The 25150-nt window shown below is 65.5% G+C and carries 23 protein-coding genes and 1 pseudogene; 16 read left to right on the top strand and 8 right to left on the bottom strand.

The window, feature by feature from the left end; translation table 11 throughout:
* The first annotated feature begins 5 nt into the window (after window positions 1–5).
* Window positions 6–1199, top strand: coding sequence for an MFS transporter (locus tag R3P93_RS14730; RefSeq protein WP_317533352.1), 1194 nt, complete (start codon window positions 6–8; stop codon window positions 1197–1199).
* Here R3P93_RS14730 and R3P93_RS14725 read toward each other — a convergent pair.
* Window positions 1178–1783 carry a TetR/AcrR family transcriptional regulator gene (locus R3P93_RS14725; RefSeq protein ID WP_094641146.1) on the bottom strand — a complete coding sequence of 202 codons (606 nt, stop codon included), beginning with the start codon at window positions 1781–1783 and terminating at the stop codon, window positions 1178–1180. The genes R3P93_RS14730 and R3P93_RS14725 overlap by 22 nt on opposite strands.
* Before the next feature lie 66 nt (window positions 1784–1849).
* Between R3P93_RS14725 and R3P93_RS14720 the strand changes: the two genes are divergently transcribed.
* The 3 genes from R3P93_RS14720 (at window position 1850) to R3P93_RS14710 (ending at window position 3829) form a co-directional block, all read left to right on the top strand.
* Complete coding sequence (locus R3P93_RS14720; RefSeq protein ID WP_317533351.1) at window positions 1850–2491, top strand: GAP family protein; 642 nt, start codon at window positions 1850–1852, stop codon at window positions 2489–2491.
* 34 nt (window positions 2492–2525) lie between these two features.
* The gene (locus R3P93_RS14715; RefSeq protein WP_317533350.1) at window positions 2526–2777 is read left to right on the top strand and encodes a hypothetical protein; all 252 of its coding nucleotides are present in this window, start codon (window positions 2526–2528) and stop codon (window positions 2775–2777) included.
* Between the two features lie 104 nt (window positions 2778–2881).
* A complete protein-coding gene (locus tag R3P93_RS14710) occupies window positions 2882–3829 on the top strand; it encodes a CPBP family intramembrane glutamic endopeptidase (protein WP_317533349.1) in 948 nt (315 codons plus the stop codon).
* Here the strand turns inward: R3P93_RS14710 and R3P93_RS14705 are convergent.
* Window positions 3819–4328 (bottom strand): GNAT family N-acetyltransferase, encoded by a 510-nt coding sequence (locus tag R3P93_RS14705; RefSeq protein ID WP_068053435.1) that lies wholly within the window; start codon window positions 4326–4328, stop codon window positions 3819–3821. The genes R3P93_RS14710 and R3P93_RS14705 overlap by 11 nt on opposite strands.
* Window positions 4329–4402: 74 nt before the next feature.
* Between R3P93_RS14705 and R3P93_RS14700 the strand changes: the two genes are divergently transcribed.
* From R3P93_RS14700 to R3P93_RS14670, 7 genes are all read left to right on the top strand, one after another.
* A complete protein-coding gene (locus R3P93_RS14700) occupies window positions 4403–6565 on the top strand; it encodes an HNH endonuclease signature motif containing protein (protein WP_317533348.1) in 2163 nt (720 codons plus the stop codon).
* A 151-nt stretch (window positions 6566–6716) separates the two neighbouring features.
* Window positions 6717–7268: a biotin transporter BioY gene (locus tag R3P93_RS14695; RefSeq protein WP_176460393.1), complete on the top strand. Its 552-nt coding sequence runs from the start codon at window positions 6717–6719 to the stop codon at window positions 7266–7268.
* Window positions 7265–8392: an AMP-binding protein gene (locus R3P93_RS14690; protein WP_317533347.1), complete on the top strand. Its 1128-nt coding sequence runs from the start codon at window positions 7265–7267 to the stop codon at window positions 8390–8392. Before R3P93_RS14695 ends, R3P93_RS14690 begins: the two co-directional genes overlap by 4 nt.
* Window positions 8389–9540 carry a thiolase family protein gene (locus R3P93_RS14685; RefSeq protein ID WP_317533346.1) on the top strand — a complete coding sequence of 384 codons (1152 nt, stop codon included), beginning with the start codon at window positions 8389–8391 and terminating at the stop codon, window positions 9538–9540. Before R3P93_RS14690 ends, R3P93_RS14685 begins: the two co-directional genes overlap by 4 nt.
* A 10-nt stretch (window positions 9541–9550) precedes the next feature.
* On the top strand, window positions 9551–10231 hold the full coding sequence (locus tag R3P93_RS14680; RefSeq protein ID WP_269595346.1) for an energy-coupling factor ABC transporter ATP-binding protein: 681 nt from the start codon (window positions 9551–9553) through the stop codon (window positions 10229–10231).
* The gene (locus tag R3P93_RS14675) at window positions 10228–10839 is read left to right on the top strand and encodes an energy-coupling factor transporter transmembrane component T family protein (protein WP_317533345.1); all 612 of its coding nucleotides are present in this window, start codon (window positions 10228–10230) and stop codon (window positions 10837–10839) included. The genes R3P93_RS14680 and R3P93_RS14675 overlap by 4 nt, the downstream gene beginning before the upstream one ends.
* Window positions 10826–12274, top strand: coding sequence for an AMP-binding protein (locus R3P93_RS14670; protein WP_317533344.1), 1449 nt, complete (start codon window positions 10826–10828; stop codon window positions 12272–12274). The genes R3P93_RS14675 and R3P93_RS14670 overlap by 14 nt, the downstream gene beginning before the upstream one ends.
* Here R3P93_RS14670 and R3P93_RS14665 read toward each other — a convergent pair.
* The 5 genes from R3P93_RS14665 to aroQ form a co-directional block, all read right to left on the bottom strand.
* Complete coding sequence (locus R3P93_RS14665; protein ID WP_394855307.1) at window positions 12178–12969, bottom strand: acyl-[acyl-carrier-protein] thioesterase; 792 nt, start codon at window positions 12967–12969, stop codon at window positions 12178–12180. The two genes, R3P93_RS14670 and R3P93_RS14665, sit on opposite strands and share 97 nt — an antisense overlap.
* Before the next feature lie 21 nt (window positions 12970–12990).
* Window positions 12991–14523 carry a C40 family peptidase gene (locus R3P93_RS14660; RefSeq protein ID WP_283347681.1) on the bottom strand — a complete coding sequence of 511 codons (1533 nt, stop codon included), beginning with the start codon at window positions 14521–14523 and terminating at the stop codon, window positions 12991–12993.
* A gap of 145 nt (window positions 14524–14668) precedes the next feature.
* On the bottom strand, window positions 14669–15241 hold the full coding sequence (locus R3P93_RS14655) for a vitamin K epoxide reductase family protein (protein ID WP_283347680.1): 573 nt from the start codon (window positions 15239–15241) through the stop codon (window positions 14669–14671).
* Between the two features lie 16 nt (window positions 15242–15257).
* Window positions 15258–16010, bottom strand: coding sequence for a DsbA family protein (locus R3P93_RS14650; protein WP_317533343.1), 753 nt, complete (start codon window positions 16008–16010; stop codon window positions 15258–15260).
* Window positions 16011–16073: 63 nt separating this feature from the next.
* Window positions 16074–16508 carry a type II 3-dehydroquinate dehydratase gene (aroQ, locus tag R3P93_RS14645; RefSeq protein ID WP_082899543.1) on the bottom strand — a complete coding sequence of 145 codons (435 nt, stop codon included), beginning with the start codon at window positions 16506–16508 and terminating at the stop codon, window positions 16074–16076.
* 92 nt (window positions 16509–16600) lie between these two features.
* Here aroQ and R3P93_RS14640 point away from each other — a divergent pair.
* Both R3P93_RS14640 and R3P93_RS14635 read left to right on the top strand, forming a co-directional pair.
* Window positions 16601–17889 (top strand): annotated as a pseudogene (locus tag R3P93_RS14640) (MFS transporter).
* Between the two features lie 92 nt (window positions 17890–17981).
* Window positions 17982–19676 carry an MDR family MFS transporter gene (locus tag R3P93_RS14635; RefSeq protein WP_317533342.1) on the top strand — a complete coding sequence of 565 codons (1695 nt, stop codon included), beginning with the start codon at window positions 17982–17984 and terminating at the stop codon, window positions 19674–19676.
* Window positions 19677–19753: 77 nt separating this feature from the next.
* On the opposite strand, the gene R3P93_RS14630 is transcribed toward R3P93_RS14635, so the two are convergent.
* A complete protein-coding gene (locus tag R3P93_RS14630) occupies window positions 19754–20434 on the bottom strand; it encodes a TetR/AcrR family transcriptional regulator C-terminal domain-containing protein (protein WP_032393995.1) in 681 nt (226 codons plus the stop codon).
* Between the two features lie 390 nt (window positions 20435–20824).
* On the opposite strand from R3P93_RS14630, the gene R3P93_RS14625 reads away from it, so the two are divergent.
* The 3 genes from R3P93_RS14625 to R3P93_RS14615 all read left to right on the top strand — a co-directional run bounded on the left by R3P93_RS14625 (window position 20825) and on the right by R3P93_RS14615 (window position 25090).
* Complete coding sequence (locus R3P93_RS14625) at window positions 20825–22201, top strand: ice-binding family protein (RefSeq protein WP_317533341.1); 1377 nt, start codon at window positions 20825–20827, stop codon at window positions 22199–22201.
* A gap of 3 nt (window positions 22202–22204) precedes the next feature.
* On the top strand, window positions 22205–22882 hold the full coding sequence (locus tag R3P93_RS14620; protein ID WP_317533340.1) for a class F sortase: 678 nt from the start codon (window positions 22205–22207) through the stop codon (window positions 22880–22882).
* A gap of 102 nt (window positions 22883–22984) precedes the next feature.
* The gene (locus R3P93_RS14615; protein ID WP_317533339.1) at window positions 22985–25090 is read left to right on the top strand and encodes an ArnT family glycosyltransferase; all 2106 of its coding nucleotides are present in this window, start codon (window positions 22985–22987) and stop codon (window positions 25088–25090) included.
* Window positions 25091–25150 lie beyond the last annotated feature (60 nt).

The raw sequence follows: 25150 nt of genomic DNA, 5'->3' as shown, positions 1-25150 counted from the left end.
TCGATATGACTGGTGCCAGGCTGTCCGTTCTCGTCGTCTTCTTCGTCAACGGCGCGGTGTTCGCGAACTGGGCTCCCCGCATTCCGGAGATTCAGAACTCACTGTCGATCGACGTCGCAACGCTCGGCCTCGCCTTGACCGGTGTCGGGCTCGGCGGGCTGGCGGCAGCCCCCGTCGCCGCTGCGTCGGTCCGACGGTTCGGCAGTCGGTGGACCATTCTCGCCTCGGGGCTGCTGTTGTGTGCGGCCTTCGTCCTGCCCGCGGTCGCAGTGTCGTGGTGGACGCTGCTGGCGGCGCTCGTACTGCTCGGCGGTGCCGATGCTGTGATGGACATTTCGATGAACGCGCAGGGTGTCCTCGTGGAGGAACGAGCGGGGAAGTCGCTGCTGAGCGGCTTCCATGCCGCCTGGAGCGTCGGTGCCGTCGTCGGGGGAGTGACCGGCGCGGCCGCGGCCGGCATCCGGATGCCGGTGGTGGCGCACTTCGGCGTGGTCGCGGTGGTGCTGATGCTCGTTCTCGTTGCCGTCGGACGGGGTCTGGTGGGTCCGGAATCGGTGGCGCTCGACGATCACGAGGACCCAGCATCCGGCCCCGTTCTCGTGCGTCCGACCGCAGCACTGGCCCTGCTGGGGGCCGTGGTGCTGCTCGCCGGGCTGATGGAGGACTTTCCGCAGTCGTGGAGCGCGGTCTACATGACGACCGAAGAGGGCGCGGGCCCGGGTTCGGCCGGTATGGCGTTCGTTGCGTTCTCGGCCGCGATGCTGATCGGTCGGTTGGTAGGAGACCGGGTCGTGGACCGGTTCGGCCCGTCGACGGTGCTGAGCGGAGGCGCGTCACTGGTGGCCGTGGCGTTTCTCGTCATCCTGGGCCTGTCGGTTCTGGCTGCGGATCTACCGGTCCTGGTCATCGGGGCGTTCGCGGTTGCGGGCCTGGGCGCGAGCCCACTGTTTCCCATTGTCTTCAGCCTGGCCGGGCGGCTTCCCGGTGTGTCCTCGGCGGCGGCCATCTCGATCGTGTCGCTGGTGTCCCGGATCGGATTTCTCGTGGCGCCCTTGGCCGTCGGTCGCGTAGTGGATGCGTCGGGCTTCGGATCGGTGTTGGGTGCCATTGCCGCGGCGGGCGTCGTCGTCGCGGTGATCGGGTGGTACTACGGCCGCAGATTCCCTGTCGACTCGACTCAGGACCGCGGCTCCAGGTAAGTGCGCAGCAACCGACGTACCTCCTCGGTCGCGAGTTGCTCGGGGTACGTCACCGCCTGCAGCGTCAGGCCGTCGATGTAGGTATGCAGTTCGGCCGCTGCGTGTTCGTCCGCTGCGCGGTCGAATGTGAATGCGGGAGAGTTCGGGCGGTCGAGATCGTGCAGGTGCGCCCACGCGAGCCGGCACAGGTACCGGCTGCCGAACCACCCGGCCGTCTTGAGGGCGGCAAGTCGCTCGTCGAATCTGGCACGCACGATCGCTTCCAGCCATACCGACGCCTCGGCGTGGCGGTCCTCGTCGAGGGGCAGCATCTCCTCGAGGACGCGGATCGCTCGCGTCGGTCCGTCCCCGTCGGTGGGGTGCGCCTCCAACCGCTGCACGACGCGTTGCGTCATGGCCTCGGCCGCGAAGAGGACGAGTTCTCCCTGATCGGAGAAGTAGTACCGAAGTGATCCGGGGGAGACGCCGGCTTCGGCGGCGACGCTACGTACCGTCGCCCCGTCCATTCCTGCTCGTTCGATGACGCGCCACACGGCGGCGACGATCTCCGCCCGGCGTGCGTCGTGGTCGACGATCTTCGGCATCGGTCTGTTCTAGCACGCAGGAATCTTTTTGACACAACTGTGTCGTAATCCTGTTACCGTACAGCTGTGTTAATTCAGCTGATCGGGCTCGCGCTGGTGGACAGCATCGGCGTCGGGACTCTTGCGGTTCCGCTGTGGATGATGCTGCGGCCGTCGTTCCGGGTGCGTGTCGTTCTGCTGCATCTGGGTGTGTTGGGGCTGGTCTACTTCGGGGTCGGTGTTGCCTTGTGGGCGGCCACCGATGGCCTGAGCGGCTCGATTCCTGGTGACGCGTGGACTCGATTGGCGGTGGGTCTTGTGGTTCTGGTCATGGGCCTGGTCTGTGAGCGTCGGCGGCGGGACCCGAGCAGTGCGTGGTGGGCGCGGCCCCCGAGAAGCGTTCGCGGTGTGCTCCTGCTCGCCGTCGCTGTGGGCGCGGTGGAAGTGGCGACGATGCTGCCCTACTTCGCGGCGATCGATGCGGTCGTCGAGTCCGGCCTGGGGTGGGGGTTCTCGGTGCTACTGCTCGCGGGGTACGTGCTCGTGACGCTCTCACCCGCTCTCGTCCTGCTCATCGCCAGAGTGTTTGCGCAGGAATATGTTTCGTCGCTCACGCCAACTCTGCTCCGGCGCGTGGATCACTGGAGTGGGGACGTGTCGGCGACGGTGTTGCTCGTGGTGGGCGCGCTACTGGCCGCGGATGCGGCAATCGAACTGAACCTGGTCTGACCCAATTGTGGTCCGAATCGATGAAAGGGAAACGATGAAAGCAAGGAATGCGCGCAGCATCGTCGTAATTGTCGTCGGAGCTGTGCTGGCGCTGTTCTTCTGGGACCTTCGGTTCTTCTGGTTCCAGGGCGGCCCGATCGGCTGTGTTCTGGTGGTACTCGCGATGGTCGACGCATGGGAATCGCGCCGCGGCACCCCGAAGAAGGGATTGCTTGCGGAACTGCGAGACGACATCGTCGGCGGTGAGGATTCGAGCGACACACCCGAGCGTGGCCCTCGGCCGTGAGTGCTTCGCCGGCTCGTATCGCCAGGACGGTACTGAATTCTCGGCCCGGGCGTGATAGACAAGCTGTTCGGCGGTGCTGTATCGAGTGGAATGGTGGTGGCCTGGTGACGACCGGTGTCGACGCGGGGCTTGCTGAGCGCTCGCCTCGGCGTGGTCTGACCGCTGCCGGTACCGCCGTCATCGTCCTGGGTTTGGTGGCCGGTTGGGTCGTCGTCTACTTGGTCGGCCTGATGGGTGCGCTGTGGCGTTTCCGTGAGCCCGACGCGCCGGCCCCGATTCTGTCGATAGGGGATCAGTGGGCCGATCTCGCTGTCGGCGCGGCGCAGGTGTTGGTGGGCGCCGTCGCGATCGCCATCGTCTGGTTCGTTCGGCGTCGGAAGCTGCCTGCGGTGTGGCCGGCCCGCAGTGGGACCGCGTTCGAAGCTGCGCTCACGTGGTGTGCCGCGATCGGTGCCGCTTCTGCTTCGCTGCTCGTGTTATCGCGGCTGGACATCGTCCGATTCAGCTTCTCGATCCCGGCCTCGGTCGAGTCCGATTGGCTCGCAGTGGTTTCCGCTCTCGTCGTGGGTCTACGGGAGGAGCCGATCCTGGTGGCGTTGCCGGTGTTGTTGCTCGTCGGCCGGGTCCCGATCTGGGCGATCATGGCGTTGTCGGGCACGATGCGGGGCCTCCTCTATCTGTACTTCGGCGGAGGCGGTTTTCTGTGGGCTCTGTGCTGGGGTGCCGCGGCGGTCTGGGTGTTCTACCGCTACCGGCGACTGTGGGTGTTGATCGCCATCCACGGATTGGTGATGAACATCCAGGTGTTCGATCGCGTGATTCCGTCCGAGAATGCGGCGACAGTTCTGCAGTGGGTCAACATTCTGATTCTGTTCTCGGCGCTGCTGTGGTGGATCACTCCGCGTGCGCTGGAAGCTTTCCTGCCGAACACGGTCGCGGTTCGGTACGGCGATGCGACCGTCGAGACGACTCCGATGGTGGCCGAGGTGGTACTGAACCCCGAGAAGCTCGATCCCGACGAGTCCAGACGAGAACCGCCTGTCAAGCCCTGACCATGCGGGCTTCGAGGCACTCCCAGAGCGGGTCGAACTTCTCGGTGCCGTCCAGCTCGAACCGATGCTTGCGGTAGAACGCCACCGCACGATGGTTGGCCGCTGCCACCCACAGATAGGTGGATGCCTCCCGGTCGATCACGGTCGTCATGAGTTCTGTTGCGACGCCGGTGCCGTGGAGCTCGGGCACAACGTTCAGTGACCACAGTTCGGTCGGTGCCGGCGGATTGTCGTCGCGTGGTGGGCCGCCGGTGGCGAAACCGACGATGCGTGAATCACTGGTGTCGACGGCGCATCGGGTGCGCACACCGCGGCTCGACTGCTCGTCGAGGCGGGCGATGATCTGCTCCCAGCGTTCGATGCGATCGCGAGGGCGTAGTGCATCGAGCTTGGCGCTGTTCATCATTCCCGCGTACGTCGCCTTCCAGATTGCCACGTGCGCTGCGCCCAGTTGTTCCTCGTCGCCCGGGCGGATGTCGCGGATCGTGTAGCTGGCCACTGTTGCAGTTATACCGATACGACTCGAATTGTTCTCGGATTTTCTTGTCGTACCCCTCTCGTATCATCGAATGCATGTTCGATACCGGGGGGTGGGGAGCGGCGGAGACGCCGCCGGTCGATGACTGCGTCGCGGGGTTTCTCGACGTCATCGCGCTCAACCGTGTCAACGAGAATCTCGCTCGGGCAGCGACCGTGCTCGCCTACTGCGACGTGCTCGAGATGCGCCTCGAGGCAGCCGAAGCTGCCGGTGGAGATCCGGGCGAGACAGTCCGCGGTGCCCTGTGCGATCTGGCCGTGACGATGACAGGAACGCGCCGCGATGCGTCCGTGGTGCACGACGTCGCGGAGCGTTTACATCGGATGCCGTTGACTGCCTTGCGTTTCGTCACCGGCAGCTTCGACTGGTCGACGGTGGTGACGATCACCTCGGTGCTGCATCGTGCCAGTGACGAGACGATCGCGAAGATCGAATACGAGGTGTGTGCGGCGGGTGGCCGGATGCGTCCGCAGGCGCTACGCAATCGGATCTGGCGGCTGTGGATGAAGGCCGATCCGGTCGGTGCCGCAGCTGCCCGCGAGGCGGCGAAGTCCGAGGAGCTCGGCGTGCGGATCGACCGCACCGGTCCGGGCGGGATCGCGTCGCTCATTGCGAAGATCACCGATCTCGAAGCGGCAGAGGCGGATGCGCTCATCACCGAGATCGTCGGGACGGTCTGTAAGCGCGACCCACGATCGACGGGGACGCTGCGGGCCGCGGGTCTGATGGCGTTGCTGCACGGCGAGCATTCACTGGCGTGTCAGTGCGATCGCGGCGACGACTGCCCGGTGGCAGGCGCTGTCGACGACATTCCTCCTCGGCGCGGGCATCTCCTCCAGATCGTGGTGGCTGTGGAGACATTGCTGGGCCTGTCCTCGGAGCCTGCGACCCTCCCCGACGGGACGCCCATCGACCCCGAAGTGGCGCGCATCGTCGCCACGGATGCCAAGTGGCAGGCGCTGCTGACCGAGCTGGTCGAGATGCTGAAGCCCGAACAGAGAAACACGGGCGACGGCGGATCGAACGGTGACGGCCGGGACGTTGACGGCCCTGACAGTGGTGGGTTGGACGGTGGCCCCGAAGGCGGCCCTGACGACGGCGGTGCTGACGGCGGCGGCCCGGATGGCGATGGCCCTGACAATGGCGGCCCGGATGGCGATGGTCCTGACGGCGGCGGCCCTGACGGCGGCGGTCCAGACGACGGTGGTCCTGACGACAGCGGCCCCGATGGCGGTGGTCCGCACGACGGTGGTTCAGCCGGTGGCGGTCCTTCGCACTCCGGCCGCGGGCAGTCGCCCTGTGACTCCGGCCCAAGTTCCGGGCACTCCGACCCCGGCCAAACCGGCTTCCGCAGCGGCGATGGGTTGGGTGCGCAGTCGAGTTCGTTCGGACCGTTCTCTACGGCGGTGCCGTCGTTGTTGCGTCGGGTGGTCGGTATAGGTCGGGTACGAGGTGCCGCCCAGCTTCCGTCCGTGCGTCTCGGGGGTACCCACTGCCTTCCACCTGCGGTCCCGCTACCGGGGGAGGAGTCTGTCCGCGATGGGCTCGTCGCACGGTGGCTTGCCTGGATTGCCGAACGGCCCGAGCGTGCTCGCGGAATCTTTCCCGACGGTCATGGCGGCGAGTCCGCTCCGTTGCGGTCTGCGGTGACGTATCGGCCAGGTGCCCGCGTCGCGGCATTCGTTCGGGCTGCCTATCGCACGTGCACTTTCCCGAACTGCGACGTGCCGGCGGCCCGGTGTCAGATCGATCATCTGGTTCCGTTCGATCACGACGATCCCGAGCGGGGCGGCTGGACGATCGTGACCAATCTTCAGCCGGTGTGCGTGTTCCATCATCAGGCCAAGACCTCGGGAGCGTGGTCGGCGGTGATGCTCGCCGGCGGCGCGATTCTGTGGTCGAACTCGCTCGGTCTACGCAGAGTCACGTTGCCGGAGTTGTCGATCGCGACTCCCCGCGCATCCCGCCGACGGCGAAGGGTTTCGTCGAGGCCGGGAGCGAGCCTGCTCGAACCGACCCGCTGGGAACTCGAATACTGCGGGTGTACACCGCCGAGTCTGGACGATTGTCGTTCTGCGACAACGGATATCGACCGAAATGAGTTGGCGGAGAAGCGGCGGGCCTACCTGGAACACTGTCGCGTCGTCCATGCACGCGTCCGATACGACCGCACCCGATACGACCCTCCGCCCTTCTGAACCACACCCGTGCCGGTGTGGCACAGGCCGCTGGCCTGCTACCTTGAACGCCGTTCAAGTTTCTGGGGCAGGTCACCGCCCCACTCCACGAGGAGCCACCGTGTCAGATGTCGACAGCAGTACCCGCCAGCCGAGCCGTAAGGTCAGCCGAATGAACGTCTCCGCCCGCGACATGGCGCAGATCGCAGTGTTCGCAGCACTCATCGCCGCGCTCGGCCTGCCGGGATCGATCACGGTCGGGTTCTCGGGCGTCCCCATCACCCTGCAGACCCTCGGCATCATCCTGTCGGGCGCGATCCTCGGACCCCGCAAGGGCACGGCCGCGGTTCTGGTGTTCCTCGCCCTGACGATGATCGGCCTGCCGCTGCTGGCGGGCGGGCGCACCGGTCTCGCCGCCATGGCCGGGCCTACCGTCGGCTACCTCATCGGCTGGATACCGGCAGCGTTGCTGATCGGCTGGCTCACCGCCCGCATTCTCCCCAAGTACTCGATTGCGCTCGGCCTGGCGATCAACGCGGTCGGTGGCATCCTCGTCGTCTATGTATTCGGCATCGCCGGTCTGATCCTGCGCACCGACGTCGGAGTCTGGGCCGCGATCACCTCCAACGGACCGTTCCTGCCCGGCGACATCGCGAAGGTCGTCGTCGCCACCGTCGTCGCCAAGAGCGTCCACCGCGCGTACCCGGGCCTGATCAAGGCGTGACTCTCACGCTGGGAGGTCGAGGCCGCGACAACGACACCGCCATCTCCTGGGCGGGTCGCACACTCACCTACGCCGAACTCGACGCAGCCGTCGAGCAGTGGCCTCACCTCCCGGTGCACGACGCTCGATTTCACGACGCATCAGCACTGGAGCTGCCGGACGCGTTGATCTGCGTTTTCGCGGCAGCCAGGCAGGGCAGTGCGGTCCGAGTGGAGGATCCGGCCGCCCGTCCTGAGCGCCCTGCGCACATCGATCCCGATGCGTTCCTGCTGGTGGCAACCTCGGGCTCCACCGGCCGGCCGAAACCGCTCGCTCGCACGGTCGCGTCGTGGGTAGACAGCTTCCCCGAGTTCACCGACATCTCCGGTATCCGCCCGACCGACACCGTGCTCATCACCGGACCGCTGCACGCCACGATGCACCTGTTCGCCGCGGTGCACGCACTGTGGCTGGGGGCATGCGTCACCGACGATCCCGCGCAGGCCACGGCTGTCCACGCGGTGCCTGCGGTACTCCGTGACGTCCTCCGCCGCATGCCTCACGCGCGGATTGCCGTCGCTGCCGGAGCCGGCCTCGATGACGCTGCCGCGCAGACGATCTCGGCGCAAGATGTCAGGCTGGTCGAATACTACGGCTCGGCGGAGTTGTCGCTGGTGGCGGCGAGGGTGGTCGGCGAACAATCGTCTCTGAGGCTGCTCCGGGATGTCGACGCACGTACCGAGGACGGGCACCTGTTCGTTCGATCGCCGTACGCCGCGCTCGGTGCGCGCGATTGGTTCGGCGTCGGTGATCTGGCCGAACTGAACGGCTCCGAACTCCTCGTCCACGGCCGCGGAGATGCAGCGATCAACGTGGGCGGAACCACCGTGATCGCCGAGGACGTGGAAAGCATCCTGACCGGGCTCGACGGCGTCCGAGCTGCGGCAGCGATCGGCATACCGCACGCGGTTCTCGGCGAAACGGTCTCAGCCGTCATCGAACTCGACGGCACCCGCGACCTCGACCTGGTGCGCGCCGACGCTCGCGCAATCATGGCGAAGGAGGCGCTGCCGCGACGCTGGACGGTGGTGCAGCAGTTGCCCCGCACCGCGAGCGGCAAGATCTCCCGAAGGGCCCTGCTGTGAATGTGTCTGCTTCGTACAGCCCCGTCATCGTTGCGGCCAAACGTTCTGCGATCGGTATCGCCGGGCACGGCTTCGCCGATGTCACCGCCCCGAACCTCGCTGCGCCGGTACTGAAAGCTGTTGCAGCAGAGATCAGTCCGCTCGATACCCCGATCGACGACGTGATTCTCGGCAACTGCCTCGGTCCCGGCGGTGATGTTGCACGGGTCTCGGCGCTGCTCGCGGGCCTCGGTGTCGGTGTTCCCGGAGTCACCGTCGATCGGCAGTGCGGATCCGGGCTCGACGCCGTGGCGCAGGCCGCGTCGCGCATCCGCAGCGGCGACGAGACGTCGATACTGGCCGGTGGCGTCGAATCTGCCAGCACCAGTCCGTGGCGGTTCTGGCCACCGGTCGACGGCGAAGAGCCTGTCCGCTACACCCGAGCGCCGTTCGCTCCGCCCGGCTTCGAGGACCCCGACATGGGTGTGGCAGCGGACGACCTCGCGCGAATCCGCGGTATCGGGCGCGAACGCCAAGATGCCTACGCTGCACGGTCGTTCGCACGCGCGGCGGCCTGCGACTTCTCAGCCGAAATCGTCAAAGTGAACGAGGTCGCAACCGACGAGCGCATCCGCCCAAACATGACCGCCCAGCGACTCGGCAGACTGCGTCCCACATTCACCCCAGCCGGCACGTTCACCCCAGCCGGCACGGTGACCGCGGGCAACTCGTGCGGAATATCCGACGGCGCAGCGGTTCTGGCCATCACCACCGCCGAGCGGGCGGCCGGGATGCCGGCGTTGCGCATCCTCGGCAGTGCCGTCGCAGGGTCCGACCCGGCTCTTCCCGGGCTGGGTCCGGTGCCGGCGATCGAGAAGCTGCTCGCCCGCACCGGGGTGGGCCTCGCCGACATCGACACCATCGAAATCACCGAGGCTTTCGCGTCGGTCGTGCTCGCGGTCTCGGATGAATTGGGTCTCGACGAGGACCGCATCTGCCCGCAAGGTGGAGCCATAGCGATGGGGCATCCGTGGGGAGCTTCAGGCGCAATTCTGCTGGTACGGTTGGCCTCTCGAATGCTGCAACCCGGGGGTCCGGCACTGGGCCTGGCGGCCTGCGCCATCGGCGGCGGGCAGGGAATAGCGATGCTGGTGGAACGAGCGACATGAGCAGGGTCATATGAGCACAATCAAGTTCGAGAACATTTCGCACTCGTTCGGAGAACGGCAGGTGCTGCACGGCATCGATCTCGAGTTCGACGAGCGCCGGATCGGCATCATCGGCTCCAACGGTTCCGGCAAGTCGACGCTCGCGCGGATGATCAACGGTCTGATCAAACCCGATACGGGCCGTGTCACGGTCGACGGTATCGACGCCGCCAAGAAGGGCGCGCAGGTACGCAAGAAGGTCGGCTTCGTGTTCACCGATCCAGATTCGCAGATCGTGATGCCCACTGTCGCCGAGGATCTCGCGTTCTCGCTGCGCAGGTCCGGGTTGAACAAGGCCGAGGTGGCCGAGCGGGTGGAGGAGATTCTGGTCCGCTTCCGTCTCGATCAGCACCGCGACCATCCGGCGCATCTGCTCTCCGGTGGACAGAAGCAATTGCTGGCGATCGGTGCCGTCCTCATCCGACGACCGGAGGTGGTCGTGGCGGACGAACCGACCACGCTGCTGGATCTGCGGAACGGACGCGTCGTCGCGCAGGCTCTGGATTCGATGGATCAGCAAGTCATCGTCGTGACCCACCAACTGGCCCTGCTGGACAGCTTCGAGCGCGTCATCGTCATCGACGACGGCCGCATCGCGTTCGACGGCACCCCCGCCGCCGCGGTCCCGGCCTATCGGGAGCTGATCGGATGATCGGTCTCTACCGGCCCGGTACCTCGCTGCTGCACCGGATGAGCCCGGGATCGAAGCTGCTGGCGCTGATCCTCGCGATCCTGGGGACGGTGATCTTCGCGCGCACTCCGCTCGAGGTCGCAGCGGTAGCGGTACTGGTCGCGGCATTGTTCGCGGTGGCTCGCATTCCAGCGAAAGTCGCACTGGCGCAACTGCGTCCGGTGCTGTGGATGCTGCTGATCATCGGCGTCTTCCAGGTGATAATCACGACCTGGCAGCGCGCCGTCGTGGTGTGTGGGGTGCTGGTGATCTCCGTTGCACTGGCAGCTCTCGTCACCCTCACCACCCGCGTGACCGACATGCTCGATACCGTCACCCGAGCGCTCGGCCCCGTCCGCCGCTTCGGCGTCGACCCGGATCGCATCGGGCTGCTGCTGGCCCTGGCCATCCGATGCATCCCTCTACTCGCGTCCATCGTCCAAGAGGTGTCGCAGGCCCGTAAGGCACGCGGACTGCAGTGGTCGATGACGGCACTGGCAACGCCGGTCCTGGTGCGGGCCCTCCGCACCGCCGACGCCATGGGAGACGCCCTCGTCGCACGCGGTGTAGATGACGATGACCACGAGTGAACTCCTCGCCGCCCGGATAGCGCGGCATTTCGACCGCTCCGAGGCAGCCGTGGTCGACGCGACCGGGGCGATCACCTACCGCGAATTCTGGGACCGGGTGACGCGTGCGGCGTCCGCAGTGGCAGGGATGCGTCGCATCGCGGTTCTGCCGACGTCGGACATCGGGTCGTTGGTGGTCGTCGTCGCGGCGATGCATGCCGGGGTGAGTGTCGTTCTGCTGCATCGGCATTTGTTGGCTCCGGAATTCGCCGATGTCGTGGCGGTCTGCGAGCCCTCGCTGATTGTCGCGCACCCGCGTCAGCACGCGAGAGTGCACGGTTGGGGTGCAGTCGACGTGTTCGCACCCGAGGACATGGCTGCCAAGACAACCGCCGCGCCCACCCCCACACCGGATTCCGAGTTGCTCGTGGGCGTCACTTCGGGAACCACCGGTCCGCCCAAGTTGTTCGTGCGGAATCAAGCGTCGTGGGCGGCGACGCTGGATCGCTCCGATGCCTTGTTCGATCTCGGTCCGGGAGATCGGGTGTCCGCACCGGGCACTCTCGATCACACGCACTTTCTCTACGGCGCACTGCACGGGCTCACCCGCGGGGCGACGGTCGACCTACGAGGGCCCACGGCAGCTCTCGAAGGTGCTGCGACACATCTGTATTCGGTCCCGACCATTGCGTGGGACATCGCTCGCTCGGGAGTGCGATCGAACAGTGTCCGTGAGGTGCTCTCGTCCGCGGCGCGGTGGGCGGAGCCGGGGAGGGCCGCTCTGGCGGCGGTACTTCCGAATGCGGCGCTGACACATTTCTACGGGGCGTCCGAGCTCAGTTTCGTTTCCTACGACCGAAGCGAAATCGAAGGCACCGAGGTCCGCGGTCAGCTGTTCGACGGGGTCGAGGTCGAGATCAGGGACGATCTGCTCCACGTCCGCAGTGACATGCTGTTCGACGGCTACCTGAGCCGAGTGGGAGGCCACATGACCCTGACGAACGGGCCGGTCGAAGGGTGGATGACCGTCGGCGATCGCGGCAGTGTCGAAGAGGGCCGACTGACCTTGCACGGCCGCGGCAGCGAGACGATCGTCCGGGCCGGTCTCACGGTGGAGTTGACCCCGATCGAGGCGGCCCTGCTCGCAGTTCCCGGTGTGCTCGAGGCTGGGGTGGTCGGGTTGCCCAACGACAGAACCGGTGAGGAACCTGCTGCCGCAGTTGTTGTGGCGCAGACCGATTCGATATCCGTGGCTCGGATTCGCCGCCACCTGCGCACCGTGCTGCCGGGGCCGAGCCTGCCGGTGGTGATCGCCGTCGTGGACGCTCTTCCGCGTACGCCGCGCGGCAAGCTCGACCGTCAGGCTCTGGCGGCAACCTTGGCCACGGTGCGGACCGTGGGCTCGCCGGATGCTCCGGTGACGACGAACCAGACGGTCAACGCGCCGCCCTCGTAGCGGTGGCGCAGAGTGACGCGTTCACCCGCCAGTACCGGGCTCAGGTATTCGATGACGGCGCGGTGCGGCGACGCGGCCAGCTCGGGCACGTCGACCAGCAACTCCTCGATCGCGTGCCAGTAGACCGCATTGTTGAGGTGGTCGAACGGATCGATATCGGTTGCGCGCAAGGGGAACTGCACATCCGTGGTCGATTCGGCCGGCACCGGCTCGGTCAGCCATGCCTTCCATCGCAACCGGTGTTGATCGGTGGTTCGCGCCAGCATTTCCAGGGCACCGTCGCTGATGCGGGTCGGCATCCCGGTGTCCTTGCTGATGTTGATCCAGAAGCCCTCGGTCTCGATGCGCCCACCCTTCGGTGTCGTCAGTGCCACGCGCATGTTCGACCACCGCGTCGACATCGACGAACACCAACGCCGCATGTGTACTCGGTCCGGGAAATGGATCGGCTCGAAGACGTCGATGACGGTGCGCCGCACGATCCACATGGGATCCGTCTTGCCCAGGGGAGTGGCGTCGAGGTTGTCCGTACCGATGTCCTGCAGGTAGCGGGCAACGCCGTCGAACCGTAGTCGGTTGTTCGGATCGATGTCGCCGGTTCGCACCGGCCAGTCGGTCTCGAAACCCTCACCGGGCGGCGGCTCCGGTGCCAGTTCGTCGTCGAATCCTGCCGGTTCCACACGTGCATTGGTCACGTCCGCACTGTACGCGCGCACCTACACGATGTGACGGGCGCGCATACCGTCGAACACCGGTGCCACGCGCACCACGTCGCCGCGTTGGGGTGCGTGGACCATCTGGCCGTTGCCCATGTAGATCGCCACGTGGCCCGGCCCGGCCGGCCCGAAGTTACCGAACAGCAGATCGCCCGGTTGCGCCATTTCCATCGGAATCTCGGTGCCCACGTTCCACTGAGTTTCCGAGGTTCGGGGCAGCGTCACCTTTCCGCCCGAGGCCTTGTAGAGGGCATACGACGTCAGACCCGAGCAGTCGAATCCGCCGCCGGACGGTCCGTTGATGTTGCCGCCGCCCCACACGTACGGAAGTCCCAGATAGTCCATCGCCAACTGCACCGATCGGCCGCCGATTCCGGTGAGGTCGAGTCCGGCGAACGGGGTCAGGATGGCGGCGAACTGCGTTTCGGTCGCCCGGATACGAGAGACGTACGGCTTGGTCTGCGTCTCGTAATCGAATGTGCCAGAGGGCATACCGCCCGATCGCAGCACCGCTCCCGCGCCGGCGTTGTACCCGGCCAGGGTCAGATCCAAGGTGTCACCGGACACCTTGCCCTCGCGCTTCCACCCGTCGACCTGCCCGTAGATGTCGCACAGCAGTGTGCCCGACGCCATCACCGAATCACCGATGCTGTTGACGTCGGTGACACCGTTGCCGTCGTAGTCCTTGCCGTAGGTCGCCCAGGTTCCTGGCATGAACTGCCCTGGCCCCTGCGCGCCGGTGCTCGAGACCGGAGCAGTGGGGCCGTGCCGAAAACCGTTCTCGGCGGCATACAGTGCCGCGATCGTGGTCGCTTTGACGCCGCCGCAGATGTTGCCCGCCTTCTGCAGCCACGGCACGAAGGCGGTGATCGCTCCCACGGCACCCAAGCCGATCGCGCCCACGTTGATGCCGGTGAACGTGGCGGGTTGACCGGGAAACAGCGCACGCCTGATGGCCTCGGCCGACGCCATGAACGCGGTCTGGGTGGCGATATCGGCGGCGGTGTACGTACGGCCGGCGAATTGAACGGCACCGGCCCCGAGCGCGGCTGCAGTGGTGGACACCGCATTCGACGACCCAGCGCCCGAGGAGAACACACTGAACGGCAGTGGCGCGCTGGGTACCGCCGCAGCGAGAGCGGCAGGAGCGGCGGTAACAACATCTGTCGCCGCCGCAGCAGGATCGGTGGCACTGGCCGGATCAGCGGTATCGGCTGCTTCTGTGTCCACTGCTTCGATGTCTTCCACCGTCGGCAGATCGGGGAGCATCGGTTCGGCGGCGGTGTGCAGGCCCTCGGCGGCGTCGGAGAGGGTGCGGTCGGCGATGTCGGCGGCCGGTTCGGGCATGGTGCCCAGTAGTTCGGTCCACTGATCGCTCATCGTCTTCGCCTGATCTTCGGCGTTGGCGGCAATGTCTGCCGCCTGGTCCTGCACCGCCTGATCGGGAATCGGAGCCGGGGCGTCGGTTCCGGCGACTACACCGGCGGCGGACACGATGACGGCAACGATGACTGCGAATGGATCGCCTGCCATGTATCGACTCCTGCTACTCGAACGGTCTTCCCCGAGCCAGGAGCTGTGATCAGTCTCACTCGGGTGCTGCACCCATCATGCACGGTGCAGACGTTCGACTCATGAGATTCGCAAAAGGAAATGCAGGGTTGTCGGAGCAGTATTTTCAAACCAAAGTTGCCCAGTAGTCCGAGAACCGGATTCCGATGAGCGCGACGACGATTGCGTACCACACGGCGAGCAGCGTCCAGCGCCATTCCAGGAAGAGTCGGCCGACGGTACCGCCGCTGTTCGGGCCGGAGCCGACCAATCGGCTCAGAGCCAGCACGAACAACGGCATCGTCACCGCCCACACCACCATGCAGTAGGGGCACAGGGCGTTGATCAAGTACAGGCTCTCGAAGATCAGCCAGTGCACGAAGACCTCGCCGAGCAGCAGGCCTGCACTCAGTCCGAGCCAGAACCAGTGCGGTAGTTCGACGCGGCCGAGCCAGAGAACCCCGGCGACGAGGGCAATGGAGAAGGCGACGATGCCGAGGATGGGGTTCGGAAAACCGAACAGCGCAGCCTGTTTCGTCACCATCACCGAGCCGCACGAGAGCACCGGATTCAGGCTGCACGACGGGACGTACGACGCGTCCTCGAGCAGTTTGAATCGCTCGATCGTCAGCGTCATCGCGGCGAGTAGCCCGAGCGCGCTGAAGACGGTGAATACAACAGCGCCTGCGCGTGTCCTCATGGCGACCGGCTGCCGCTCAGTTACCGGGAGCGGCGGCGAGGATGTTCTCCGGCGTCGGGAAGGAGATGTCGGTGCCGTTGACGCGCACGTTCGGCGTTCCGTTGATGCCTTCGCCGAGGACCGACTGTGTCTGGGTGGTGACCCAATCGGTGTAGCTGCCGTCGGTGATACACGACGCGACGGCGGGGGAGTCGGCCCCTACAGAGGCGGCGATCGCGACGAGCTCGTCGTTCGTCAGTCCGGTTCCGCCCTCGGCCGGCTGCTGCTCGAACATGGTGGTGTGCCAGTTCATCCAGTTGTCGCGGTCGTTCTCGGCGACGCAGATGGCGGCGCTTGCCGCGCGGGTGGAGTACATGGTTCCGTTCGAGAACCGGTCGAGAATGGAGATGGGGCGGTAGTCGACGGCGACATTTCCCGCGTCGGCCAGCTGCTGCAACGTCGATCCGCTGATGGCCTCGAAGTTCTTGCACGCCGGGCACTGGAAGTCCTCGACGACGCTGACGACGGTGGTGGCATCGGGGTTGCCGAAGCGGATGGCACCGTCGTCCGTCACCGACGTGGGAGTGAGCTGGGTGCCGGTCGATTCGCCGGAGCCTGCGGCGGAAGATGCATCCCCCGACGTCGAATCCTTGTTGAGGATGAAGAGGGCAATCGCCGCCACGAGCGCGATCAGAACGACTGCGACGACGATCTGGATCAGAGTCCGACGATTCTTGTCGCCGTTCTGCATGGCCTTGATGTCTTTCGAGACGTTCTTGCTCGTGTTCACGGCGACCAGTTTATGCAGTACAACCTGAGTGTCAGATGAGAGCTGGGTTGAACGAGAGCTGTGTCAGATAAGTGCAGCCAGACGTTCGATGGCGAATCGGTATCCGTCGATCCCGAGTCCGGCGATGACGCCGCTGGCGATGGGGGAGACGAAGGAGTGGTGCCGGAACTCCTCACGGGCGTGCACGTTGGAGATGTGCACCTCGATGATCGGCACCTCGGGGATGACGAGGGCGTCGCGCAGCGCCACCGAGGTGTGCGTCAGTCCGCCCGGGTTGATGACGATGCCCGACGCCACCCCGCGGGCCTCGTGGATCCAGTCGATGAGCTGACCCTCGTGGTTGGACTGCTCTGCCTTGACGGTGAGCCCGTGCTCGGCGGCGGTCTTCTCGCACAGGGCGACGACATCGGCGAGGGTGGCGTGGCCGTACACCTCCGGCTGCCTGGTGCCGAGCATGTTCAGATTCGGCCCGTTGAGCACCAACAGCTGCTTGGCCACGACGTCGCTCCATTTCTTGCTTCGGGTACTACTGCCCGCTCCGAGTACTACCGGCTACGACTATTCCACAGCGTGGTTGACACAATCGTCCGGTGAGTACTGGCAAGGCAGTCTGGGTGGTGTGGGGCGTCGGCGTCTTCGCCTACATCGTCGGAGTGCTGCATCGAACGTCGTTCGGCGTCGCCGGGCTGAGTGCGGCGGATCGATTCTCGGTGTCGCCGTCGCTGCTGTCGTCGTTCGTGGTGCTGCAGGTGATCGTCTACGCGGGGATGCAGATCCCGGCCGGGGTGCTGTTGGATCGCATCGGTTCGCGCAAGATGATCGCCGCAGGCGCGCTGATCATGGCGTCGGCACAGATCACGCTGGCGTTGACGGAGTCGCTTCCGTCGCGGTGGTCGCCCGCGCGTTAGTCGGCGTGGGCGATGCTCTCACCTTCATCTCGGTGCTGCGGTTGGTGCCGGTGTGGTTCACGCCGCGGCGAGTGCCGATCGTCTCGCAGCTGACCGGTCTGCTCGGCCAGCTCGGCCAGGTGCTCTCGGCGGTCCCGTTCCTGATTCTGCTGAACGGCCCCGGTTGGACGTTCGCGTTCGGTAGCGCAGCGGCACTCGGTCTCCTTGCTCTCGTACTGGTTCTCGCGCTCGTCAGGGATCGCCCCGACGACGGAGCTGCCCCCGTGTTCGAACCGACGACGCTGAAACAGACCCTCGCCTCCATCGCCGAGGTGTGGCGACGCCCCGGCACCCGGCTCGGCTTCTTCTCGCACATGGGTACCCAGTTCTCCATCACGGTGTTCGCGTTGCTGTGGGGTGTTCCGTATCTGACGTCGGCACAGGGCCTGTCGGCGTCGACGGCCGGAGCGTTGCTGACGGTGTCGGTGGCATCGGCGGTGGCGTCGGGCATCGTGGTTGGTGTTCTCACCGGGCGTTATCCGATGCGACGGTCGTGGCTGGTGCTGGCGATCATGATCGGCAACGCGACCATGTGGGCGATCGTGTTGGCGTTGCCCGGGCCCGCTCCGCTGTGGTTGCTGGTGTTGCTCGTGGTGGTGATCTCGGTGGGTGGCCCCGGTTCGGTGATCGGGTTCGACCTCGCGCGAACGTTCAATCCGAGCGCCAATCTGGGCACAGCGCAGGGGATGGTGAACATCGGTGGTTTCCTGGCGTCGCTGTTGGTGATCGCGGCGATCGGCTGGATTCTCGACGCGATGGGCGGCTACACCTTCGACGGATTCCGGGTGGCGTTGCTCGCGCAGTTCCCGGTGTGGATCGTCGCGATCATCGGTGTCCTGTCGACGCGTCGCAAGACCCGTCGAGTGCTCGCTGCCGAAGGTATTCACCCGCACACGATGCGTGAGGTGCGGGACCGGATTCGCCGCAAATAAACCTTTGCGCAGACGGCCTTCTGCGCGCATGCTGGTGTCCCGAATATCGTTGTAAGACACAAGTAAATGCTACGTAAAGGTGAATCCAAGAGATGGTTACCGAGCCTGAAGTGAAGCCCGCGACCGGCGAGTATTCGCATCGCGAGATCATGACGATTCTGTCGGGCCTGATGATGGGCATGTTCCTCGCCGCCCTCGACCAGACCATCGTCTCGACGTCCGTTCGGACCATCGCCGACGACCTCAACGGGTTCTCGGTTCTGGCCTGGGTGACGACGGCCTACCTCATCACCTCGACGGTCTCGACCCCGTTGTACGGCAAGCTGTCCGACCTGTACGGGCGCAAGCCGTTCTTCATGACGGCCATCTCGATCTTCGTCGTCGGGTCCATGCTGTGCGGTATCGCGACGTCGATGTACGAACTCGCCGCTTTCCGTGCCATCCAAGGTCTCGGTGCGGGCGGTCTGATGTCGATGGCGTTGGCCATCATCGGCGATATCGTCCCGCCGCGTGAACGGGCCAAGTATCAGGGTTACTTTCTGGCCGTGTTCGGTACCTCCAGCGTGCTCGGGCCGGTCATCGGTGGACTGCTCGCCGGGCAGTCGTCGATCCTCGGAATCACCGGCTGGCGTTGGGTTTTCTACATCAACGTCCCGCTGGGAATCATCGCGCTCGTCGTCGTGTGGCGGGTGCTGAACCTGCCGGTCTATCGCCGCGAGGCGCGCGTCGACTGGTGGGGCGCAGTGCTTCTCAGCGTCGGCCTCGTGCCGCTGCTCATCATCGCCGAGCAGGGGCGCGTGTGGGGATGGAGCTCGCCGCGGGCCCTGCTGTGCTTCGGAATCGGCATCGTCGGCGTCATCGCGTTCGTGCTCGCCGAGATCAAGATGGGCGACGACGCCCTGATCCCCATGCGGTTCTTCCGAAACCCGTTGTTCTCGTTGTGTATTGCTGTCAGCGTCATCGCCGGCGCAGCGATGTTCGGTGGCATCTCGCTACTGCCGCAGTACCTGCAGGTGGTCAAGGGATCCTCGCCGACGCTGGCCGGTTACCAGACTCTGCCCCTCGTCGGTGCCTTGATGGTCGCGTCGATCGTCTCGGGTCGCATGATCTCGAAGACGGGGCGGTACAAAATCTTTCCGATCGTCGGTACTGCACTGATGGCCATCGCGATGTTCGTCTTCCACTACGTGCACGCCGATACCCCGCTGTGGCAGACGATGGTCGTCATGGGTGTCTTCGGCCTCGGTCTCGGGTCGATGATGCAGCCGTTGACCCTGGCCATCCAGAATGCGATGCCGCCCAAGGACATGGGTGTATCCACCTCTGCCGCAACGTTCTTCCGGCAGATCGGTGCGACGGTCGGTGTGGCGGTGTTTCTGTCGATGCTGTTCACGCAGCTGACCCCCAAGACGGGTGACGCGCTGATCGCCGCGAGTTCGACGCCGGAGTTCCAGCAGGCAGTGCAGAGCGCCGCAACCAGTTCCGATCCACTGGAATCCGGTTTCGCCCAGGCCATCGCCTCGGGTGACGCCTCCGTCGCGGGCAGTGCGCTGCAGGACAGTTCGTTCATTCAGAAGCTCGAACCCGCACTGGCCGAGCCGTTCCGTATCGGGTTCTCCGACGCCATGGACTACGTGTTCCTGGCCGTGTCGATTCTGATGGTGCTCGGATTCGTACTGGTGCTCTTCCTCAAGGAGGTTCCGCTGCGCACGATGTCCGGCCTGGCCGCTGCGCAGCAGGAACGAGACGAAGAACGAGCGAACGAGGCAGGCACCGGACTGCTCTGATGGCGTGAAGGCCAATGCCGTGATCCTGGGACAAGGTACGGCTCGGTCCGGTGCGGGCCCCGGGAGCGTCGATCCGCTCAGGTCGAAGGTGCGGTGATGCCTCGGAACAGCACGTCGAGACCCAACTCGAGTTCGAGGGCACCGTCGTACTCGGTGATCAGAGGTGGCAGCGTCGACAGCAGGGGAAATGTGTCGATGGGGAGTCGGCGCAGAGCGAGGCTGAGGCGGTCGCCGGTCTCGTCCGGGTTGGCGGTCGTTTCCTGGGTCTCGCTCAGTAGATGGCCGCGTAGGAAGGAGATCATCAGCCGATAGCTCGTCAGGGCCTCGGGCAGCGTGAATCCCGCGGTGGTCAGCAGAATCAGAATGTTCTCGAGTGAGGCCAGTGACCGGGGCGTGCCCAATCCCAGTGGAGTCGCCTGAGGGCAGGTGGTCAGCAGCACCGCCGCGTGTGGGTGTTGGAGGGCGAGCTCACGGTAGTGCCGCGCAAAAATTCTGAGCTGACGCTGCCAATCGGGGTCTGCGCCGTCGACGCAGACGAGTGTGCCCAGTACCGAATCTGCGATGGCGTCGAGCAACGCCTGTTTGGTGGGCAGGTATCGGTAGACGGTCATCGGATCGCGATCGATCGATGCCGCGAGGCTCCGGATCGTCAGGCTGTCGAGGCCGGTTCGATCGACGATGCTCAGGGCGGCGGACACCACGTACTCGCGGTCGATCTTGATATTGGAGTGTGGGCCCGGTCGGTTCGTCGTGGACATCGGTAGGCAACCTCTCGAAAGCAGTGAACCGACCGGTAAGTAGGGGGCAAACAAACTTGTTGTTCGACAACACTTTTCGCTTGACTCATTATCCTACACATGGTGTGCTGTAGCTCTACACCGTAGAGATACGGGGAAACTCTTAGGTGCGGAGTGGGCACGAGCCTCCGCTGATCGCATAGTTGTGTCACCTTGCCGAACTCCGTCGGCCGGTGACGTCATCGAATACGGAACCGCGATACCTCCACGCACTCGGATCGGTCCGGGGCGGCCGTTGAGCGTCGCGACATCAATTGCTGCGCAATCGAACTCGTCGGGGGATCGATTGCGCGGTTCACGAAGTCCGGCAACAAGTCCGCTTCGCCCAACCAGCAGAACGGTATGCAATCCATGCCCGCTTCACAGCACACGTGCACGTCGACCCCCATCAGGCGCAGGGGCAGAACCCTCGTTCCGCTTGCCGGTTCGGTCGCTTTGGCCACCAGCGCACTCATGCTGATCAACGTCCCCGCAGCCGAGGCTCAACCCACCACCGTCGAACTCGGCACCGCGGAGAGTTACGCCGTTCTGGCCGGCTCCAAGATCACGAACACCGGCCCGTCGAGGATCGGCGGCAACGTCGGAGTGAGCCCAGGCGTCGGTGTCGAACCGTTCATCACCGGATTCCCACCGGGAGAGCTCACCAGTGGAGTTATCGACGACCGCAATTCGGTTGCAGCGCAGGCGAAAGCGGATCTGAGTACCGGATACGACGACGCGGCCGGTCGACCGGGAGCAACCTCGACCGGAGTCGAACTCGGCGGACAGACATTGTTGGCCGGGTTGTACGGTTCTGGCACGTTCGGCCTGACCGGAACCCTCACACTCGACGCGCAGGGCAACTCCAACGCCGTGTTCATCTTCCAGGCGGCATCGACGCTGATCACGGCATCCGACAGCAGTGTCTCGCTGATCAACGGGGCCAACCCGTGCAACGTGTTCTGGCAGGTCGGAAGCTCGGCCACACTCGGCACCGGTACCGATTTCGTGGGCACGATCATGGCACGGGCGTCGATCACGGCGACCACGAATGCCGATGTGCAGGGACGGCTACTGGCTCTGGACGGAGCTGTCACCCTCGACTCGAACACGATCACCAACCCGGGTTGCGGAACCACCGAGCCGCCCGTGACCACCACACCTCCGATAACGACCACGCCTCCGGTGACCACAACGCCTCCGGTGACCACGACATCTCCGGAGACCACCACGCCGCCCGTGACCACGACATCTCCGGAGACCACCACGCCGCCCGTGACCACGACATCTCCGGTGACCACCACGCCGCCCGTGACCACGACATCTCCGGGTGATGGTGGCGGTACGCCGGGTGATGGTGGCGGTACGCCGCCGATCGTCATCGAGGTGCCCCCGATTCCGGGTGTGCCGCCGGTGATCACCATCGCGCCGATCCCGGGTGTCCCGAACGTGCCGAACCAGCCGAACGTGCCGAACCAGCCGAACGTGCCGAACCAGCCGAATCAGCCGAACGTGCCGAATCAGCCCAACACGCCTGATCAGCCGATCACACCGGGTGGCCCGGATCAGCCGGGCACGTACAACCCCGGTGGCCAGATCACACAGATCCCGAACGGTGGTGTCGACACCGGTGACGGCAGTACCGTGAACCGTTCGACTGCAACGTCGTTCGCTCCGATGTGGACATTGCTGGCGGTACTCGCGGTCGGTGCTTTCTCTGCCTTGGCTCTGACTCGTCGTCGGAACTGATCGGTGAGACCTACCGTCGAGGTATCGGTACCTCCGGCCGAATCCGCCCGCACCACGACCCGTCATCGGGTCGTGGTGCGGGCGGTGGCAGCGGCGTTCCTGGTGCTGCTGTCGCTGGTTGCCGGCTGCGCAACGCCCTCGGATGCCGGCCCCGCGCAGAACGAGTCGATGCCCTCGGCTTCTGCTCCCGCCGTCGTCACGCCGTCGGGTGAGGTCGGCGCCGGATGGTCGTCGGCGCCCGGGTCCCCGCCTGCGCGCCTCGAGATCGGTGCGATCGGCGTCGACTCCGATGTGATGGGTCTGGGTCTGCGTCCGGACGGCTCGATGGAGGTACCCGCGGGCGGTTTCCCCGCCGGTTGGTACACCGGGTCGCCGGTTCCGGGGCAACTGGGACCGTCGATCGTTGCGGGGCATGTGGATTGGGGCGGCAGCCCCGGTGTCTTCTACCGGCTGCGCGATCTCGAACTGGGCGACGATGTCACCGTTGTCAGCCAGGACGGCAGCACGGTCCGGTTCGTCGTCAGCGCGGTGGAGCAGTATCCGAAGGATGCGTTTCCCACCGACAAGGTCTACGGAGACATCGACCACCCAGGCTTGCGCTTGATCACCTGTGGCGGCCAATTCGACTCGGATATCTCCAGTTACGACGACAACATCGTCGTGTACGCCGATCGCGTCTGAGCGAGCTCTCTCGCTCACAGCAAGTTCGCAGGCTGCTCCCAGCCCGGCCGACGGTCCATCGCACATTCTCGTAGTCGACAACTTCGACGAACAGGATCTGCGATGACTGCCCAACTCGACCGACCGGCCGCGATGCCTCCGTCGCACGCCCGCCAGCCGTCCTGGCAGGACAGGTGGTGGTATCGCCGCCGGCACCTGCTCGGGCTGCTGGTTCTGCTCGCGGCCACGGCAACGCTGTACCTGTGGAACCTGACGACAAGTGGCTACGCGAACACCTTCTACGCCGCTGCGGTGCAGGCGGGAACCAAGGACTGGACGGCGTGGTTCTTCGGATCGCTCGATTCCGAGAACTTCATCACCGTGGACAAGCCGCCGGCCGCACTGTGGGTGATGGGACTGTCGGCTCGGGTCTTCGGATTCTCGAGCTTCAGCCTGCTTCTTCCCCAGGCGCTGATGGGTGTTGCCTCGGTGGCGACGGTGTATGCCGTGGTCAAGCGGGTCGCGAACCCCATGGCCGGTTTGCTCGCCGGCTTCACCCTGGCATCGGTGCCGGCGGCGGCCTTGATGTTCAACTTCGACAATCCCGACGCGCTGCTGGTGTTGCTCATGACACTCGGCGGCTACTTCGTCGTGCGATCTCTGCAGACAGCTGCCGGACGACGGGCCGCGATGTGGCTCGCTTTTGCCGGAGTGGCGCTGGGGTTCGCGTTCCTCACGAAGATGCTGCAGGGGCTGCTGGTGTTGCCGGCGTTCGGTCTCACGTATCTCGTTGCAGGACAGGCTCAGTTGCGGGCCAGATTGCTGCACCTGGTCGGGGCCTCGGCCGCTCTCGTGGTCGCCGCCGGGTGGTGGGTGGTGACGGTCCAGCTCTGGCCGGAAAGTGCCCGACCGTACATCGGTGGGTCCACCGACAACACCGTCATGGATCTGGTGCTCGGGTACAACGGGCTCGGCCGCATCTTCGGCAACAGCGGCGGAGGTGGCATGGAGGCTCCGGCGGGGATGAGTGCCGGGGCAGCCGGGTCCAGCTTCGGCGGCTCGACCGGTCTGGACCGGCTGTTCGGCAGCGAAATGGGAATTCAGATCTCCTGGCTGATCCCGGCGGCCCTGGTGGCGCTGGTCTTCGGGCTGATCGCACGTGGCCGAGCGCCGCGAACCGACCTCCTGCGTGCGTCCCTGATTCTGTGGGGCGGGTGGTTCCTGGTGACGGCGTTGATCTTCAGCTACATGTCCGGAACCATCCACCCGTACTACACCGTCGCGCTCGCCCCGGCTTTGGCCGGGCTGATCGGAACCGGCGGCTACGCACTGTGGCTCAGACGTGAATCGATCTGGGGCAGAGCCGGTATGGCATCGATGATGATCGCAGCCGGGATCTGGAGTTGGGTGCTGTTGCATCGCAACGCGGACTGGCTGCCGGCACTGAAGTGGATCCTGTTGGTGGGAACCATCGTTGCGGCCGTGATGATCTTGGCGGCCGGGCGATATCGAAAGCTCACTGCGGCAGCGCTGATCCTCGGAGCCGCGGCAGGTCTGGGCGGCGGCGCGTCGTACGCCATTGCCACGACGACGAACGCGCACAGTGGTTCCGTCCCCACCGCAGGTCCGACCGGTGCAGTCAGCGACGGCGGTCCCGGCGGAATGCCCAGCGGTGGAATGCCGAGTGGTGGAATGCCCAGTGGTGGAATGCCGACGGGCGCGATGCCAAGCGATGCCGTGTCGGGTGGTGCTGTGCCGGGCAATGCTGTGCAGGGTGGTGATGCGGGCATGCCTGCTGATGCTGCCGATCTTCCGGCCGGTTTTGCCGGCGGCAACGTGGGCGGCGGGATGGCCATGGGCGGAATGGGCGGTGAGTCCAACGAGGAGTTGGCTGCGCTGCTCGAGTCGACGACCACGAAATGGTCTGCTGCAGTGAACGGTTCGATGTCGGCTGCAGGTTACGAGTTGGCGTCCGATACGGCGGTGATGGCCATCGGCGGGTGGAGCGGAGATCCTGCGCCGTCGCTCGACGAGTTCATCCAGTACGTAGCCGATCATGAAGTCACGTACTACGTATCGGGCGGAATGGGCGGGGGCATGGCGCGCGGGGGCATGGGTGGCGACTCTGCGAGTACGTCCTCACAGATCCAGGAATGGGTCGAGGCCAACTTCACCGCCACGACGGTCGGCAGTGCGACGGTGTACGACCTCAGCACTTACACAGGCTGACACCGAACACATCGACACCCAGAAGTCACAGTTGTTCCACCGCAGACACTTCGACTGCGG

It is taken from the genome of Rhodococcus cerastii, from assembly GCF_033042195.1.
In the GTDB taxonomy this organism is placed as follows: domain Bacteria; phylum Actinomycetota; class Actinomycetes; order Mycobacteriales; family Mycobacteriaceae; genus Rhodococcoides.
Note: the sequence above shows the minus strand (reverse complement) of the source record. Positions and strands in the feature narration are given on the sequence as shown.

Coding starts and splice junctions, on each gene's coding strand:
- R3P93_RS14615 (WP_317533339.1), top strand. CDS start 22,985: ATGACTGCCCAACTCGACCGACCGGCCGCGATGCCTCCGTCGCACGCC.
- R3P93_RS14660 (WP_283347681.1), bottom strand. CDS start 14,523: ATGGCAGGCGATCCATTCGCAGTCATCGTTGCCGTCATCGTGTCCGCC.
- R3P93_RS14675 (WP_317533345.1), top strand. CDS start 10,228: ATGATCGGTCTCTACCGGCCCGGTACCTCGCTGCTGCACCGGATGAGC.
- R3P93_RS14655 (WP_283347680.1), bottom strand. CDS start 15,241: ATGAGGACACGCGCAGGCGCTGTTGTATTCACCGTCTTCAGCGCGCTC.
- R3P93_RS14715 (WP_317533350.1), top strand. CDS start 2,526: ATGAAAGCAAGGAATGCGCGCAGCATCGTCGTAATTGTCGTCGGAGCT.
- R3P93_RS14695 (WP_176460393.1), top strand. CDS start 6,717: ATGAACGTCTCCGCCCGCGACATGGCGCAGATCGCAGTGTTCGCAGCA.
- R3P93_RS14670 (WP_317533344.1), top strand. CDS start 10,826: ATGACCACGAGTGAACTCCTCGCCGCCCGGATAGCGCGGCATTTCGAC.
- R3P93_RS14730 (WP_317533352.1), top strand. CDS start 6: ATGACTGGTGCCAGGCTGTCCGTTCTCGTCGTCTTCTTCGTCAACGGC.
- R3P93_RS14725 (WP_094641146.1), bottom strand. CDS start 1,783: ATGCCGAAGATCGTCGACCACGACGCACGCCGGGCGGAGATCGTCGCC.
- R3P93_RS14680 (WP_269595346.1), top strand. CDS start 9,551: ATGAGCACAATCAAGTTCGAGAACATTTCGCACTCGTTCGGAGAACGG.
- R3P93_RS14700 (WP_317533348.1), top strand. CDS start 4,403: ATGTTCGATACCGGGGGGTGGGGAGCGGCGGAGACGCCGCCGGTCGAT.
- R3P93_RS14635 (WP_317533342.1), top strand. CDS start 17,982: ATGGTTACCGAGCCTGAAGTGAAGCCCGCGACCGGCGAGTATTCGCAT.
- R3P93_RS14630 (WP_032393995.1), bottom strand. CDS start 20,434: ATGTCCACGACGAACCGACCGGGCCCACACTCCAATATCAAGATCGAC.
- R3P93_RS14625 (WP_317533341.1), top strand. CDS start 20,825: ATGCCCGCTTCACAGCACACGTGCACGTCGACCCCCATCAGGCGCAGG.